Below are 17,659 nucleotides of genomic sequence, written 5' to 3'. Positions count from 1 at the left end.
CAATGCCCGGCCATCGTGACATGGGCCGGCCCGGGTGACAAGCGCGGCACGAGGCGTGCCACGCCGGCCTCCGGGCAGGATGGGCTCCCATCGAGGATGGGCTCCCATCGTGACCACGGCACTCCGGGCGGACAAGCCTCACGTTGGGGTGCTCGACCACCCAATTCGGGGGGTGCAGTGACGCTCGCCCCCCAATTTTGGGGAGGAGGGCATCCCTCAGGTGCGGCTTGGTCGGCAGGTCGCGTCCGACCAGCATGGAGCCTTCCAGACGTTGGAGGTCACCATGGAAGCGACGAGAGACTCGTCCGGGTTCACTTCGTTACGGCGGCCTCTGTGGCAGCGGATTGTGATCGCCGCCGCCGCGGTGGTCATGCCGATAGCGATGCTCTCGGCCCCGCCCGCGCTGCCCGCCCAGGCCGCGACGACGAGCAGCCTGACGCTGAACGTGATCAGCGCCCGCACGGAGCCCCGTGCCTTCTCGGGTGCCGGAGTCGCCAAGGGTGCCGCCATCCCCAACTTCACCTACATGGTCAACGAGGACAACACCGGGACGACCGCCCAGCGGAGTCCGGCGCTCGGTTCCGGCTGCAACACCCTCGACACCGGGTATCCGGGCTCCTGCGAGTGGACATCGATCAGGGAGACTCCGCACAGCACGAGTCCGATCGTGCGCCAGGGCGACCAGTCCGACTTCGCCGGCGGTCTCACCCTCCCGAACGGGCGTTATCTGATCTCTGTGCTCTCCGACGGCTACAAGATCGACGGCGCGCACTTCACCGTGCCGCTTCCCGACCCGGGTCTCGTCACGGTCGAACTGCAGCCGACCCCCCTTCCCGACTCGACGCTCCGGGCGCAGATCTTCCAGGACAGCGCGACGACCAACGGAACCCTCGACCAGGGTGAGCCGGGCCTGGCCGGCTTCACCGGCCACATCGCCGACACTCTCGGCGAGGTACAGACCGACGTGTATGGCAACCCCCTGTGCACCGTGTACCAGGGTGAGGACCCGATCAGCCACGTGATCCCGGTGGCCAGCCTCGACGCGGGCATGCTCCCCGTGCCGATCCCGGGGTCAGGCGGCCACTGTGTCAGCAATGCCGACGGCATCCTGACCATGCCCCACCTCGGGAGCAACCGCTACGCGCTCACTGCCTCGGCCCCGCCCAACCAGACCTGGATCCAGACCACGACCCTTGAAGGAAACCATGACTTCGACGCCTGGGTGATGGAGGGCAGCACCGGATATGACACCGAGGCCCTGTTGGCCGGCGAACCCGTACCCGGGCCGATCTTCGGATTCGTGAAGCCCACGAACACCCTGACCGCAGGCTCGGGTCACATTACAGGCGCGGTCGTCAACGTCAAGCAGTACAGCCCGCCCAAGGGCGGCGACTACAACCACTGGCTCGGTCTGACCGGGAGCAAGATGGGCAAGCCGATCGTCAACCCGTGGCTCTCGCTCAGCGACCTGCAGGCCGGCGACCAGGCAGTCTGGGTGGGTCACGGCGGCACGGACGGCACCTTCGACATCTCGGGCGTGCCCGACGGCAACTACAGCCTGAGCTGGTGGGACGAGCCGCAGAACCACTTCCTCGACTCGGTCAATGTGACCGTGAAGAACGGCGAGACGGTGAAGATGGGCAATCTGCCGGACAGTGGCTGGTGGACCGAATACGACGGGTACGTCTTCAACGACACCAACCGCAACGGTGTGAAGGACCCGGGCGAGACCGGCATGCCCAACTTCACGCTGACCATGCGCAAGCAGGACAACTCGCTGATGGACAGAGGGACGAACCTCGTCACCACCGACAGCACCGGCTACTACCACTTCGAGAGCGCATACCCTCTCAGCGAGTGGACCGTCATGGAGAACTTCAACAACTCCTTTTACACGACCGGTGTCACGTACCAGGCCGACAACCAGCCGACCCCGACCACGGTGAAGGGCGCCGGCGTCGACGTCAGCGTGCTCAGCATCATCGGCCTCGGCGGCACGATGGACTGGGGCGTACACTCCTACGATTCGACAGGCGCCAACGGCATCGACCCCCGCAATGGCGGCATCGTCGGCTCGGTCAGCTACGACACGACCCGCAATGAGCTCGACCCGCAATATGCCGCATCCGAGGACTGGCAGCCGGGTGTCTCCGACGTGCCGGTCGAGCTCTGGTCGACAGTCGACTGCGGCACGACGACCGCGCCGTGTGGGGGCACGAACGACGCGTTCGAACTCGCGCCGGACGGGTCGTTGGCCAAGGGAAAGCTGTTGAACACCTACCTCTCGGAACACTGGAGCCGCCCGACCGGCTGCGTGGCCCGGGATGTCGATGGCAAGCCTCTCGTCCACGCCGCAGACAACTCGGCGGCCTTCGACGAGAACGTGCTCGCGCCGAACCAGGAGACATCGGGAGAGTGCATCTCGAGCTTCATCCAGGGCGTCCAGTTCGGGCCGTACCCGACCGACCAGGGCACACCGGCGGCGAACTTCGGTGCGGCCGTGGACGGCAACTACGGCTTCGCCGACGCCTGCACGGGAACGGTGATCGCCACAGATCCGGCCAACCCCGTGTGCGACGGCGGTACCTTCCAGCCGCTCGGAAGCGGCGACTATCTGGTCAAGATCGCGATCCCGCAGGATGCCACCGGCGACCCCCTGTACAAGGTCACCAGCGAGACGGACATCAACATCGCGAACGGCGATCAGATCGTTCCGCAGGTGCCGCCGCCGGCCTGCGCGGGAACGCTCCACACCGTCGACCTCGCGGGCAGCAAGACGGACAACTACCCCGCAGTGGTCGGCGACGGTACCAACGGGGTCCCCGTCGGCGTCACCGTACCGGCCTCGACAGCAGTCTCGAACCCCACGTTCCTGGGCATCGGCGGGTCGCCCTATGAAGGCGCAGCCAAGCCGACCTGCGACACCAAACTCGTGCGGGTGAACAACGGTAAGTCGGTCGTGCCCATGTTCAACATCTTCACGGATGTCCCCGTCCCGGCCCGTCTGCGCGGCCTGATCGTGGACGACATCAACTTCTCCACCGACCCGCGGTCCACACTCTTCGGTGAGAAGACGGGTGTGGCCTTCGCCCCGGTCGGGATCTATGACTTCGCCAACCGGCTGGTTACGACCGTCGAGTCCGATTTCAACGGCGCGTACGATGTGCTGCTGCCCTCGACGAACCACATCAGTTGCCCGACCCCCTCGGGTGTCTGCGCCAACATGTACCGTTTCGTGGGCAACGACCCCGGTGTCCCCGGGCATCTGAACGCAAACTACAACCCGCGATATCGCTCGATCGCGACCGAGTTCGAGGCATTCCCCGGCGTGACCATTCCGACCGACCTCGCCCCGACCCAGGTCGGCGTGTATGTCGGGTCCCCGACCACCGGGGTCAACACGGCGGTGACCTGCGCCCTCGACACCGCCACACCGCAGCTGCTGAGCGTGTCGCAACCGTACGTGGCCGCAACGGGCAGCCGCTCCTTCACCATCGCCGGTACCGGCTTGGGCTCGGCCCAGGGCACCGGTCACGTCAATCTGGGCTCGACAACGCTCGACGTCACCGCCTGGAGCGACACGTCGATCACGGCCAGCGTGCCGGCGACGGCCCCGGTCGGGGCGCAACAGCTCACGATCACTTCGGGCAACGGGCAAAGCACCGTCAACGGGCTCAGCTTCCACGTGCTCGGAACCGGCTACAACCCTGCCGTTCGAGAGGTCGGCCCCGGCCGCACCCACACAACGATCCAGGCCGCACTCGACGCGGCGTTCGCCAACAACGGCGACGACCTGGTCATCGTGTACCCGGCAACGCCCACCGCGGCCAACCCCCGCGGCGCATATTACGAGAACCTGGTCATGGCCTCTCCGGTCAAGCTGCAGGGCGTCGGGTCCGGCGGTTTCCAGGGCACCACCTTCGTGCCGGGATCGATCATCGACGCCGGCGCGTTCGGCGGAGACACCGCCCTGGCCACGGCCTGGTTCGCCAAGGTCGGCGGCCTGACCTGGGACGGTAACCAGGCGGTGAACGACGGCGAAGCGATCTACGTTCTGGCGTCGGCGAACGCCACGACGGCACCCGGTGCGGCCCGCCAGTTCACCAGTGGATTCACGGCGGCCATCGACGGCTTCGACATCCGCGGCGGCGACCAGGTGGGCTTCCCCGGCAACATCGACGCCCTCACCGGGGGTCCGACGGGCCTGCCGCCGAACATCACCACGCAGGGCGGAGCGATCTTCGCCAACGCGTACGCCCGCTCCCTGCAGATCACCAACAACGTGGTGCAGAACAACGGCGGCGGCTACGGGACCATCCGGATCGGCACGCCCGACCTGGCCGCACCGAACACGAGCAACCACAACGAGAACGTGCGGATCGCCAACAACCGCGTCATCGCCAACGCCGGAACCAACCTGGCAGGCGGCATCGGCCTCTTCGCGGGCGCCGACGGCTACGAAGTATCCGGCAACGACATCTGCGGCAACTTCTCGCTGGAGTATGGCGGCGGGCTGAGCGCCTACGGCCTGAGCCCGGGCGGCAAGATCCACCACAACCGCATCTATTTCAACTCGTCCAACGACGAGGGCGGAGCGATCATGATCGCCGGGCAGCTGCCGGCAACGGTCGGTGCACTCTCGCCCGGCTCCGGTCCGGTAGACATCTATGCCAACCAGATCCAGGCCAACATGGCCAATGACGACGGTGGCGGCATCCGTTTCCTGATGGCCGGCAACTTCCCGATGAATGTCTACAACAACATGATCGTCAACAACGTGTCCACCCACGAGGGCGGCGGCATCGGCATCAACGATGCCCCGAACGTACGGGTTTACAACAACACGATCATGAAGAACCTGACGACGGCCACAGCGGTCACGTCGGACGGCCAACCGGCCCCCGCCGGCCTGGCGACCTCGGCCAACAGCGACCAGCTGCAGGCCACGCTGCCTGCCGGCTCGCCGACCTTCAGCAATCCGGTGTCGTTCAACAACATCTTCTGGGACAACCGGGCCGGCACCCGGGCCGGAACCACAGTCACCGGCATCGGCCTGACCGGCGCAGCGGACATCAACAACTGGGATCTCGGTGTGGCCGACGGCACCGGGGTGCTCGCCCCGACCAACTCGGTCGTCCAGCAGAGCTCAGCGTCCCACGCGTACACGACCAGTCCGACGAACAGCTCTGCCGACCCGGCAGTGGTCTCGACGTATGACGTCTCCGTTTCCTTCGCGACCTGGCGACAGAACCCGGCGTTCGTGGACGCCACGCTCGTCACCCTGCAAGCGCCGCCGAACCTGCTCGGCAATTACCACCTGAGCGCCTGCCCCGGAACGCCTGCCTGCAACCTGGGCGCGGCGAGCACCGCCGGCGTGAACGCGCCGGCCACGGACTTCGACAACCAGGCCCGGCCGGCACTGGGCGGCTTCGACAGTGGCGCAGACGAGTTCGGCGCGACGACAACGCCTCCGCCGGCCTCGGACCTGTACTTCTCGACAACGGGAAACACCAACCCGCCCGGCGTGTCCGGCACCGCTGACGACGCCGACATCCACGTCTGGAACGGCACCGCATTCAGCCGGTCGATCGATATGACCGCCGCGCCGTACAACGTCCCGAGCAGTGCCGACACGGACGGTTTTTCCCGAGTGGATGCCACGCACTTCTACGCCTCGTTCGCCGGGAACGTCACCCTCCCCGGGATCGGCACCGTGGCCGACGAGGACGTCGTGTACTTCGACGGCAGCTCGTGGTCGTTGTGGTTCGACGGCAGCGCAAACGGGCTCCTGGGCGCCATCGACATGGGCGCGATCAGTGTCGTCGGGAACACGCTGTTCTTCACCACGAACAACGCGGCCGTACCTCCGGGCGCGGGCGGCACCGGTGACAACGCCGACGTCTACCGCTGGAACGGTGGCAGCTCCTACGTTCGCGTCCTGGATGCCACGGCCGCGCCGACCAACCTGCCGAACAGCGGGTCGGCCACCGGCGCGACCAACCCCAACGTCGACGGCCTCATCTGGAAGGACGCCACCCACTTCTACCTGTCGTTCAGTAACACGACCACCACCGTTCCGGGCGTCGGCGCGGTGGACGACGAGGACGTGGTCTACTTCGACGGCGCCTGGTCGATCTACTTCAACGGCGGCGCCCACGGCCTCGACGCCTCGGCCAACCTCGACCTGGACGCGATCTCGTTCGCCACCGGTGCCCTTCCTCCGCCTCCGCCACCGGCCGGCCAGTCCCTGTACTTCTCGACGCAAGGGAACAGCAATCCGCCCGGCGTCGGTGGCACGGCGGACGACGCGGACATCTACCGCTGGACCGGCAGCACCTTCGGTCGGGTCCATGACGTGACGACCGCGCCATACGGGTTGCCGACCGGTGCCAATGTCGACGGCTACGACCGGGTCGACGACACCCACTTCTATCTCTCCTTCACCGGGCAGGTCACCGTGCCCGGCCTCGGGAACGTGCAGGACGAGGACGTCGTCTACTTCAACGCGGGCACCTGGTCGCTCTACTTCGACGGCAGTGTCCACGGCCTCGGCGGCAACGACAACCTCGATCTGGATGCGATCAGCGTCGTCAGCGGAATTCTGTACTTCTCCACGGTGGGCAACGCGAACCCGCCAGGCGTCGGAGGTTCCGCAGACAACGGCGACATCTACAGCTGGAACGGCACCGCATACAGCAGGGTGATCGACAGAAGCGCCGCGCCATACAACCTGCCGACCAACACCGACATCGACGGCTTTGTGCGGGTGGACGCCACCCACTTCTACGTCTCGTTCAGCGCCGCCAACACGACCGTGCCGACGCTGGGGGCGATTCAGGACGAAGACGTCGTCTACTACAACAACGGCGTCTGGTCGGTCTACTTCGACGGCACCGCACACGGCCTCGGTGGCAACGGCGACTTCAACGTGGATGCCTTCGATGTCCCCTGACCCGATCGACCAGGCACACCGCAACGGCACCTCCGATCCCAAGGGAGATACGGGAATGATCTTCAAACAGCCTTTCAGCCGACGCGACCTCCTCAAGTTCGCCGGCGGCGCGGTGGCCATCGTCGGGACCGGCGTCTGGGCGGGCAACGTCCTGCTTCCCGAGGCCGCAATCGCGGCCATCGGGGATCCCGACCTCTACCTGGCCGGGACAGACGGGTGGATCTTCCTCCCGAAGACCCCGGCCATCCCGCCGTTCCACCCCGACGTGCTCGCGCCGGACCCGTTCACGACCTACATCTTCGGGTTCCGCAACGTCACGGGCCTGGGCGACACCCAGTTGACGAACCAGAAGAACAAGGCCCAGCACTCCGCACCGATGTTCTGGACGAAGCAATTCGACCCTGCCCACCCGGTCGATTTCACCGTGCAGCTGACCAACCTCGGTCTGGCGTTGCGGCCGGACCTGTTCGACGCCCATACCCTGCACTGGCATGGGTTCCGCAACGTGATCCCGTTCTTCGACGGTGAACCGTCCGGGTCGGTGGCCGTGCGGACCGGGCGGGTCTTCTCCTACGTGTACCGTCCGCGCGAGCCGGGGACCTACATGTTCCACTGCCACGTCGAGGATGTCGAGCACGTCCAGATGGGCATGACCGGTCTGGTATTCGTCCGTCCCCTGCAGGACGGTCAGAACATCGGCGGGCACACCCAGTTCATCTACAACGACGGGGACGGCTCCACCGGCTACGACCGCGAGTTTGCGATGTTCCTGTCGGAGGTGTGGGCCGAGGCGCACTGGGCGGATGCTCATATCCAGCTGCCGCAGTGGAGCGACTACCGGGCCGACTTCGGCCTCCTCAACGGACGGGTCTACCCGGACACCATCGCCCCCAATGCGCCGATCGATGCGGCAGCATCCATTCACGCCCTCGCGGTGCAGACCGACCCGGTTTCCGGCGACCTCGTCGCCCCCGACGGGCATCCCGAGCTGCAGTACCAACCGCAGTCGTCGCTCGTGACCTGCAACGCCGGCGAGACGGTCGCCCTCCGGTTCGCGAACCTCGGATTCCGGGAGCAGGCGATGACCCTGGCCGGGATCCGGATGCGCGTGGTCGGCCGCGATGCCACCCCGATGCGGGGACGCGACGGCACCGACACGTCCTATGAGACCGAGACGATCAGCATCGGCCCCGGCGAGAGCTTCGACGTGGTCTTCACCGCACCCGCGCACACCGGGCCGGGCTTCGACACCTACATGCTCTACAACCGCAACTACCCCGCGACGAACAACCTGGCCCCGGGCGGAATGGGTGGCCAGGCCACCGAGATCCGCGTGTACGCGCCCGGCGGCCTCCGCGCGCAGGCCTATCCGAACGACTGGGGAGTCTGAGAGCCATGATGAGAGGGAATGCCGTGTCGCACGTGAAGGTTCGCGCTCGCGGTCTGCGCCGGGCGGCGCTGCTGCTCGCCCTGACCCTGGTCGGGGCCACGATGGCCACGTTCACCCAGCCGGCGATCGCCGTGACCCCTCCACGGGTCGGTATCGCCTGCACCACGGGGGTCGGGGGAGGTGCCACCACCCCGATCTTCAACCTGACGACCAAGACCGGCTACATCAGCCTGCCCGACGGAAACACCGCGTTCATGTGGGGGTATTCCAGTGGGTTCGGCGCCTTCCAGCACCCGGGTCCGGTGCTGTGCGTCAACGCCGGAGACACGGTCACCGTGATCCTGCGCAACACCCTGCCGGAGGCCGCTTCGATCGTCTTTCCGGGCCAGACGAATGTCCTGGCCAACGGGACCCCGGCGCAACCGGAGTCCACAGGGTCAGGCGCGATCACCTCGCTGACCAGCACGGCCGCTGCCGGAGGCGGGACCGTCACATACAGCTTCGTGGCCGCCAACCCGGGCACCTTCGTGTACGAGTCGGGGACCAACCCCGAGAAACAGGTCCGGATGGGCCTGTTCGGCGCCTTGATCGTGCGCCCGTCGGCCGTTCCATCGGGTGGAGCGGCCGGCTCGGTCGCGAGCGAGTACGCCAACAACCGGGCGGACAGCCGGTTCAATCCGGCCGAGGAATTCATGGTGCTCCTGAGCGAGATCGACCCCTACCAGCACCAGGCGGTCGAGAACGGCAAGAGCTTCAACATGAACAACTACCACCCGCGGTACTGGCTGATCAACGGGCGCGGCTACCCGGACAGCATCGCAGACAACGGGGCAAGCTGGCTGCCTGCGCAGCCGTACGGTGCGCTCGCGCAGGTGGGCGAATTCGACCGCACGGCCGTCCCGGTCGACCAGCCAGGGATGGCCCGCTACCTGAATGTGGGCACCGAAGACTATCCGTTCCACCCGCACGGTAACAACGGCCTCGTCGTGGCCAGGGATGGCCGCCCGCTGGAGGGTCCGACGGGGGAGGACCTCGCGTTCGAGAAGTTCGCCATCAACATCGGCCCCGGGCAGACCTGGGACGTGATCTTCAAGTGGTACGACGCCGAGAACTACTCCCCGTCCAACCCGGTCCCGGTGACGGTGCCGTCGCTGGCCGACCAATCGATCGGTGTCTTCTACAGCGGAAGTCCGTACCTCGGGACCAAGGAAGCCCTGCCGCCCGGCATTCAGAGCGTGAACCAGTGCGGCGAGTACTACATCATCTCCCACAACCACGCCCTGTTCCAGATCACGTCCTGGGGCACGAATATGACCGGGCCGATCACGTACATGCGGATCGATCCGCCGACGCCCAACAGCTGCGGTTGACCAGGAAGGGTGCAGAACGATGTCTCACCGGAAGAGCATGAAGAAGACGGTCTCCGCCCTCGTGACCGGGCTGCTGGCGGGGGGAGGGCTCGCCGTGCTGGTGGCCCTCCTCGCGCCGGCGGCCGCGGCCCAGGCCGCGAGTGTGTCCTGCACCGCGCCTGGCGACCTGTACGCGGCCTCGGGATCCACGACCCTGGGAACCCAGGCCGTCACCGTCTGGGGCTACAGCACCACCGCTGGTGCCGGCGTGACCCGGCCCGGCGGGCCGACACTGTGCGTCAACGCCGGCGACACGGTCACCGTCACGCTGCACAACCAGCTGCCGGAGAACACCGCCCTGCTCTTCCAGGGGCAGCAAATGGTTCCGGATCGCGTCGGCGCCGCCCCCGCGGCATCCACGACCTACACCTTCACGGCCAGCCGTCCGGGCACGTACCTCTACGAGGCCGGTCTGGTTCCGAATGGCCAGCACCAGGTGGCGATGGGGCTGTATGGCGCGCTGATCGTCCGTCCCGCGACACCGGGTCAGGCGTACGACGCGACCACCGCGTTCGACGATGAGGCGGTCCTGGTTCTCAGTGAGATCGACCCGGCTCTCAACAACGCTGCCAGCCCGGCGGCCTTCGACATGCGCAAGTACGCTCCCCGGTACTCCCTCATCAACGGGAAGGCCTACCCGAACACGGACCCGATCCCGGCGGCGGCCGCGGGTAACAAAGTCCTACTCCGCTACGTCAACGCGGGCAGCCTGTACCATTCCCTGGCCTCACTCGGCACAGAGCAGAAGGTCGTCGCACTGGACGGCAGCCCACTGAAGTACTCACGTCACTACATTGCGGAGACCTTCGGTCCCGGCCAAACGGCGGACGCCGTCGTCACGACCCCTGCCGCGACTGCCGCGCTGAACCGGTTGCCGATCTACGACGGCAGCCTGCTGCTGCACAACAGCAACGCGGCCGGCGCCGGCGGGATGCTCACCTTTGTGACGGTCCCCGCGAGCGGTGTGGCGGGGCCGGACACAAGCGGACCGGCCACGAACTCTGTCGCGTTCGCGGGTGGCGCCCTGAGCGCCACCGTCTCCGACACCAGCACCGGTGGATCGATCATCGCGGGGGCCGAATACTTCATCGACACCGTGACCGGCACAGGCGTCCCGATGACGGGCAGCGGAGCCGGCAGCGTGAACGTCACCGCCTCGGTGTCCATTCCGTCCGGCCAGCACATCGTCTACGTCCGAGGCCAGGACTCCGTCGGTAACCGGGGTGTCTTCAGCTCCGTGCTGGTCACCGGCGGCGACGCCACCGGACCGACCACGAAGTCCCCGTCACTGGCTCCCAGCCTCACGAACGGGACAGGGACTGCGGTCATCGCCGTGCACGCCACCGGGGACGACTCGGCGACCGGCGGCTCGAATATCACCGGGGCCGAGTACTTCATCGACGCCGTCGGACCCAATGGTTCGGGACCGGTGCTGGCGGTCAACGCTGCCGCACCGACGGCCAGCCTGGACGCCACCATCCCTGCGGCGACCGTGAACGCGCTCGCCGAAGGCACCCACGTCGTGTCGATCCACAGCCAGGATGCAGCGGGCAACTGGGGCGCGCCAGTCGCCATCAACCTGGTGGTCGACAAGACCGCGCCCACCACCTCGGGCATCACGGTCGCGCCGACACCCAACAACGGCACCCTGGCTTTCAACGGCAGCCCTTCAGCCATCCGGGTGACCGTGGCGACCATGGCTGATCCCGTCTCCGCCACCGTCAGCAGCAACATCAGCTCGGCCGAGGCCTTCATCGACACGGTCACCGCAAACGGCTCCGGCATCGTGGTCAGGGCCACGGACGCCGCCTACAACAGCACTTCCGAGGCCGGCTACTTCGAGATTCCACTGGCGACCGTCGCCAAGCTCTCGGATGGGAGCCACGTCATTTCGGTGCATGCGAAGGATGCCGCGGGTAACTGGGGTGCGGTGGCGACGTCGACCCTGGTGATCGACAAGGTCAAGCCTTCGGTCAGTGCGGTCGCGGCAACACCGAACCCGACGGGGGGCGCCGCTACGGTAACCCTGACGGCGCAGGCGACGGATGCCGGTTCGGCCGTCACGCGTGCCGAGTGGTTCTCGGGGGCGGATCCGGGTGCCGGCAATGGGACGCCGATGACTCTCACCGGGACGGGCCCGTGGGCCGTGTCCTCGGTTGTCGACGTGCGAGGGTTCAGCGAGGGCCCGCAGACGTTGACGGTGCGGGTGCGGGATGCTGCCGGGAACTGGAGCGGGACCGCGTCCACGGTGCTCCAGGTGCAGGCGGCGCTGTCGTTCTCCACGCTGGGGAACACGAACCCGGCCGGTGTGGCCGGCACGGCCGATGACGCGGACATCTATTCCTGGAGCGGTACGGCCTTCAGCCGGGTGANTCCTGGAGCGGTACGGCCTTCAGCCGGGTGATCGACGCGAGTGTCGCGCCGTACAACCTGCCGGGCGGTGCCAACGTTGACGGTTTCGACCGGGTCAGCCCGACCCAGTTCTACCTGTCATTCACGGACCAGGTGAACGTGCCCGGGATCGGCAACGTGCAGGACGAGGACGTCGTCTTCTTCAACGGCACCACCTGGTCGCTCTACTTCGATGGCAGTGTTCGTGGCCTCACCGGAGCCCGGGCGACGGACCTGGACGCGATCAGCATCGTCGGGGGTCAGCTGTACTTCTCCACCGACAATGCCGCGGTACCCCCGGGCGTCACTGGAGCCGGTGACGACGCCGATATCTACAGCTGGAACGGGACAGCGTTCAGCCGGGTGATCGACGCGAGTGCCGCGCCGTACAGCCTGCCGGCCGCGGCGAACGTGGATGGATTCGTGCGAGTGGATGCGACCCACTTCTACCTGTCCTTCAGCTCCGACACGACGACGGTGCCGGTCCTGGGCGCTGTGCAGGACGAGGACGTCGTCTACTACAACGCGGGCACCTGGTCGGTCTACTTCGACGGCACCGCCCACGGCCTCACGACCGCCAACCAGGACCTGGACGCCTTCGATGTCCCGTAGCGAACACCGTCGGCCGGCCGGCCACCCCCGGCCGGCCGACGGAAGGAAGGACTCACAATGACCACGGACATCCTGCCCCAGTCGGACACGCACCCGGAGTCGAACCCGGAGGATTCGATGGAGCGTCCCGGTCGCCGCCGCCTGGTCGCCATCGCCGTGGTCGCCCTCCTTCTTCTCGGTGTGAGCACAGGTGCCGCGTTCGCCTGGTGGCCGGGACAGAAGGCCGATGTCCGTGCGGGCACCACCCTCGTCACCGCCGAGGGCATGGCGGCCCGGTACGGGATCGACGTCAATCTGATCGGAGTCACGGCGGCGGGTGGCCTGATCGAATTCCGCTACCAGGTCGTCGACCCGGACAAGGCCGATCGGATGATCCACGATACGACCCTGCTCCCCATCGTGGTCGTGGAGGACACCGGGGCGACCATGGTCATCTCCAGGCCCCACCACGCGTCCGAGCTCGAGCTGGGGGGAACCTACTTCTTCCTGTTCGCCAACTCCCACAACGCCATTCACGCCGGGTCACTCGTGACCCTGGTTCTGGGCGACTCCCGGCTCGAGCACATCGAGGCCCGGGGATGACCCGGTCCTGGCCCCGGATTCGGAGCCGCGTGGCCGCGATTCTCCTTGCCGCCGTCGTGCTGGTGCTGTTCGGGGCGTCGCCGGCCTGGGCCCACAGCGGACTCGAGCGCTCCGATCCGCCCAATGGCGGCGTGATTTCCGTGGGCAGAACGACCCTCACTCTCTGGTTCACGGAGGCCATCTCCGAGGATGCCAGCACCTTCGAGCTCCGCACGGCCGACGGAGAGCGGGTGGCCGCGAGTGCGTCCGTGTCCGAAGCGGATGACGGCGGCATCGTCAGGATCCAGACGCAACCGCTCGCGAAGGCGACGTACCTGCTGGACTGGAAGGTGCTCGCCACCGACGACGGTCACACGTCCAACGGGACGATGTACTTCGGCGTCGGGACCCGTCCCGCGGGAGTCGCCTCCGCAGCGGACGGACTCCCCGACCTGCCGGGACTCCTGATCCGCTGGATCGATCTCTCCGCGATCATCCTCTGTATCGGGGCGTTTGCCGTCTCGGGTCGAGTGCTCGGTTCGACGGACGAGACGGGGATGGCTCCGCGCCGGCGGGCACGGTTCATCGGAGCTCTCGCCGCCGGCGTCGCGGTCGTCACCGGGGCACTCACCCCCTTTCTGCTCACTCAACCGGGGGGCGGCTCCCTGGGCGACTGGTTCGACGCAACCTGGGCAACCCTGACCGGCACCCCCTGGGGTTACCTGTGGTCGGGGCGGGAAATCGCGCTCGTGATCACGGCGGTCGCCCTGTACCGGGCCGCACGTTCACCTCGGGCCGGCGGGCAGCTGCGGAGTGCCGTCATCGCGCTCGTGGCCGTCGTCGGGCTGGAGTCGTGGGCTGGTCACGCGTCAACTTTGCCCCGGGGATCCGTCCTGGCTGTCCTTGCTGCCGCGTCGCACCTGGTCGCCGCCGGAGTCTGGGCCGGTGGCCTCGCCGTCCTCGCCCTGTGTCTGAGCCCTCTGCTCCACCGCAACCGGGAAACCCGCAGGTCGATCCTCGCGTCGGCCTGGCGGGCGTTCAGCCCGATGGCGGCCATCGCAACCGTCGTCCTGGTCGCGACCGGACTCTACGAGGCGGGTCTCCACGTCCCCGACCTGAGCTTCGTGGCCTCGACCGTCTATGGCGCCGTCGTCGCCGGAAAGCTCGTCCTGGTGGTCGTCGCCCTGGTTCTGGGCGGGATCAACACCCTGCTCGTCAATCCCCGACTGGCCGCGCGGGTGGGCCGAATCCTCGGCCGATCCGGCGGATGGGCGCCGGTACCACCCCGGCGATTTGCCGTCATCGTCGGTGCTGAGGTCCTCGTTCTGGTGCTCGCGGTGGGCGCCGCGGGGTTGCTGACCTCGGTTCCCACCGCCCGCGAGGTCGCCTCGGCGACCAAGGAGACCACCCTGCACACCGCTACCGTCGACGGGCTCTTCGTTACGCTCGAGCAGGTGGCGGCCGGACCGGACCGGAGCCGCCTCATCGTGCGGTCCCGTTCGATCGTCAAGCTCGAGGCGGAGCCCGTCAGCGACGTCACGGTCACCCTCGCCGGACCGACAGGGACAACGGGTGGGGTGGTCCTCGAGCGGATCGAGCCCGGCCGCTTCGAAGCCGAGACGGCCCAGCCGGCGTCGGGCGACTGGAGTGCGACCGTTGCCCTCGATCGGGACGGCTTCCCCACCGCGGTCACGCGCGTCGACTGGACTGTCGCCGTCGCGGGCCCCGCGGATGTCCGTCCACTGGAAATGGTGACGTCCGTTCTCGCCGTCCTGCTCCTCGGAGCCCTGCTGGGAGCCGTCTACTTCGTCCGTCGCCGGAGGCCCGCCGCGGTCGCGGTTTCGCTCCATCCGGTGCGGGCCAGCGAAAACAGCGGGAGCAAACGATGAAGAAGACACTTGCCGTGGCGGCACTGGTCGCGTTGCTGGTCACGGGGCTCGCCCCCGCGGCCTCGGCCCGGCCCGGCACCGCTCCGGGATCCGCCGGCCTCGACCCCGGTCTCCAGGCGATCCTCGCCGCCCTCCCTCCCGGCGGTGTGACCACCGTGGTCGTGACCTTGCGCGACAGGGCCGACCTCAAGCGCGTCCGTGGTACCAGCCGGGCAGCCCGGCTGAAGGGCGCCATCCAGGAGCTGACGGCAACCGCGAACGCGTCGCAGGTGCCGATCCGAACCCTGTTGCGAGCCAGGGCCGACCAGGGCACGGTCACCAGGAGCATCCCCCTCTGGGTCGTCAACGGGATCTCGGTGACCGCCACCGCGGATGTCATCCGGGACCTCGCCGAGCGCCCGGACGTCGAGAGCATCATCCCCGACGAAGTCACCGTGGTTCCTTCCGTCGGCCTCCCGGAACCCGGCGTCGACAAGGTCAGCGCTCCGGCCCTGTGGAACCTGGGCTTTTCCGGGCAGGGCGTGGTGGTTGCGAGCCTCGACAGCGGCGTGGACGTCTCCCATCCGGACCTCGCGGGCCGCTGGCGCGGTGGAACGGACAGCTGGTTCGATCCCTACGGCGAGCATCCCGTCACGCCGACCGACCTCACCGGCCACGGCACGGCGACGACCGGCGTGATCCTCGGCGGGGATGCCGGCGGCACGTCGATCGGGGTGGCTCCGGGCGCCCGCTGGATCGCCGCAAAGATCTTCAACGACAGGGGCGTGGCGACGGCGACGGCGATCCACCAGGCATTCCAATGGGTGCTGGACCCCGACCATGATCCGAACACGCCGGACGCTCCCCAGCTCGTCAACGGGTCGTGGTCGATCGGCGCCGGACCCGGGTGCGATCTCTCGTTCCAGCCCGACCTGCAAGCCCTGCGCGCGGTCGGCATCCTGCCCGTCTTCGCCGCCGGAAACTACGGCTCGGGCGCTTCCACGAGCGTGAGTCCGGCAAACTACCCCGAGGCCCTGGCCGTTGGCGCGGTCACCGGAAACGATCTGATCTATACCTCCGGCAGTCGTGGGCCATCCACGTGCGGCGGGCGAACCCGGATCTTCCCCGACCTCGTCGCGCCGGGCGTGAATATCCTCACCGATGATCGCTACGGTCTCTATCAGACCGCCTCCGGCACGTCGATGGCCGCGCCGAACGCCACGGGAGCGCTCGCGCTGCTCCTCAGCTCGGTCCCCGGACTGACCACCGACCAGGCGCAGGCGGCGCTCACCGCGACCGCGCTGGATCTCGGCCCCACCGGTCCGGACCCGTCCTATGGCTCCGGACGGCTCAACGTCCTGGCCGCCTACCAGTGGCTCCTGGAACATCCGATCGCCGCCGACCTCACCGGCCCGGTGACGTCGTCACTCGTTCTTGCACCCAGCCTCAGCAACGGCACGACCGATGCCGGCCTGCACGCCACGGCCAACGACACCACGACCGGGGGCTCCGCCATCGCGGCGGCCGAGTATTTCCTCGATACCCTCGGCGCCAATGGGACGGGGGCGGCCATGAGCGTCACCTCGACCCCGCCGACGGCCGGCCTGGACGCCGCGATCCCCGCAGCACTCCTCGCCGCGCTCGCAGGCGGTAACCACACCGTCTTCGTGCATGCGAGGGATGCGGCGGGTAACTGGGGTGCGGTGGCGACGACGATCCTGGTGATCGACAAGATCAAGCCCGTGGTGCCGGCGGCGCTGTCGTTCTCCACGCTGGGGAACACGAACCCGGCCGGTGTGGCCGGCACGGCCGATGACGCGGACATCTATTACTGGAGTGGCACGGCCTTCAGCCGGGTGGTCGACGCGAGTGTCGCGCCGTACAACCTGCCGGGCGGTGCCAACGTTGACGGTTTCGACCGGGTCAGCCCGACCCAGTTCTACCTGTCATTCACGGACCAGGTGAACGTGCCCGGGATCGGCAACGTGCAGGACGAGGACGTCGTCTTCTTCAACGGCAGCTCCTGGTCGCTCTACTTCACGGGCAGTGCGCACGGCCTGGGCGGCAGCAACAGTCTGGACGTGGACGCGATCAGCGTCGTCGGATCCACGCTGTACTTCTCCACCCTCGGCAACTCGAACCCGCCCGGAGTGGGCGGTACCGCCGATGACGCGGATGTCTACAGCTGGAACGGGACGGTGTTCAGCCGGGTGATCGACGCGAGCGCCGCGCCGTACGGTCTGCCGGCCGCGGCGAACGTGGACGGGTTCGTGCGGGTGGATGCCACGCACTTCTACCTGTCCTTCAGCGCCGACACGACGACGGTGCCGGTTCTGGGCGCGGTCCAGGACGAGGACGTCGTCTACTACAACGCGGGCACCTGGTCGGTCTACTTCGACGGCACCGCTCACGGCCTCACCGCCGCCAACCAGGACCTGGACGCCTTCGATGTCCCGTAACGGTGAGGCCGGCGAGG

8 protein-coding genes are annotated in these 17,659 nt (G+C 67.8%); all 8 read left to right on the top strand.

Features of this window, described 5'->3' with window-relative positions; translation table 11 throughout:
* Positions 1–283 precede the first annotated feature (283 nt).
* The 8 genes from E3O44_RS12310 to E3O44_RS12275 all read left to right on the top strand — a co-directional run bounded on the left by E3O44_RS12310 (position 284) and on the right by E3O44_RS12275 (position 17,642).
* Positions 284–6,952 carry an SdrD B-like domain-containing protein gene (locus tag E3O44_RS12310; RefSeq protein WP_134535071.1) on the top strand — a complete coding sequence of 2,223 codons (6,669 nt, stop codon included), beginning with the start codon at positions 284–286 and terminating at the stop codon, positions 6,950–6,952.
* Complete coding sequence (locus E3O44_RS12305) at positions 6,942–8,342, top strand: multicopper oxidase domain-containing protein (RefSeq protein WP_166792643.1); 1,401 nt, start codon at positions 6,942–6,944, stop codon at positions 8,340–8,342. Before E3O44_RS12310 ends, E3O44_RS12305 begins: the two co-directional genes overlap by 11 nt.
* Positions 8,343–8,365: 23 nt before the next feature.
* Positions 8,366–9,712 carry a multicopper oxidase domain-containing protein gene (locus E3O44_RS12300; protein ID WP_166792642.1) on the top strand — a complete coding sequence of 449 codons (1,347 nt, stop codon included), beginning with the start codon at positions 8,366–8,368 and terminating at the stop codon, positions 9,710–9,712.
* A gap of 19 nt (positions 9,713–9,731) precedes the next feature.
* On the top strand, positions 9,732–12,155 hold the full coding sequence (locus E3O44_RS12295; protein ID WP_134535068.1) for a multicopper oxidase family protein: 2,424 nt from the start codon (positions 9,732–9,734) through the stop codon (positions 12,153–12,155).
* On the top strand, positions 12,152–12,754 hold the full coding sequence (locus E3O44_RS12290) for a hypothetical protein (protein ID WP_134535067.1): 603 nt from the start codon (positions 12,152–12,154) through the stop codon (positions 12,752–12,754). The genes E3O44_RS12295 and E3O44_RS12290 overlap by 4 nt, the downstream gene beginning before the upstream one ends.
* A gap of 57 nt (positions 12,755–12,811) precedes the next feature.
* Entirely contained in the window at positions 12,812–13,336 is a 525-nt protein-coding gene (locus E3O44_RS12285) for a hypothetical protein (protein ID WP_134535066.1), read from the top strand.
* A gap of 29 nt (positions 13,337–13,365) precedes the next feature.
* Positions 13,366–15,204: a copper resistance CopC/CopD family protein gene (locus E3O44_RS12280; RefSeq protein WP_166792641.1), complete on the top strand. Its 1,839-nt coding sequence runs from the start codon at positions 13,366–13,368 to the stop codon at positions 15,202–15,204.
* Positions 15,201–17,642, top strand: coding sequence for a S8 family serine peptidase (locus tag E3O44_RS12275; RefSeq protein WP_134535064.1), 2,442 nt, complete (start codon positions 15,201–15,203; stop codon positions 17,640–17,642). Before E3O44_RS12280 ends, E3O44_RS12275 begins: the two co-directional genes overlap by 4 nt.
* The last annotated feature ends 17 nt before the right edge of the window (positions 17,643–17,659 follow it).

Origin of the sequence: Cryobacterium algoricola, from assembly GCF_004402485.1 — a bacterium.
GTDB lineage: Bacteria > Actinomycetota > Actinomycetes > Actinomycetales > Microbacteriaceae > Cryobacterium > Cryobacterium algoricola.
The sequence above is the reverse complement of the archived record's forward strand: the minus strand, read 5'-3'. Positions and strand labels throughout refer to the sequence as shown.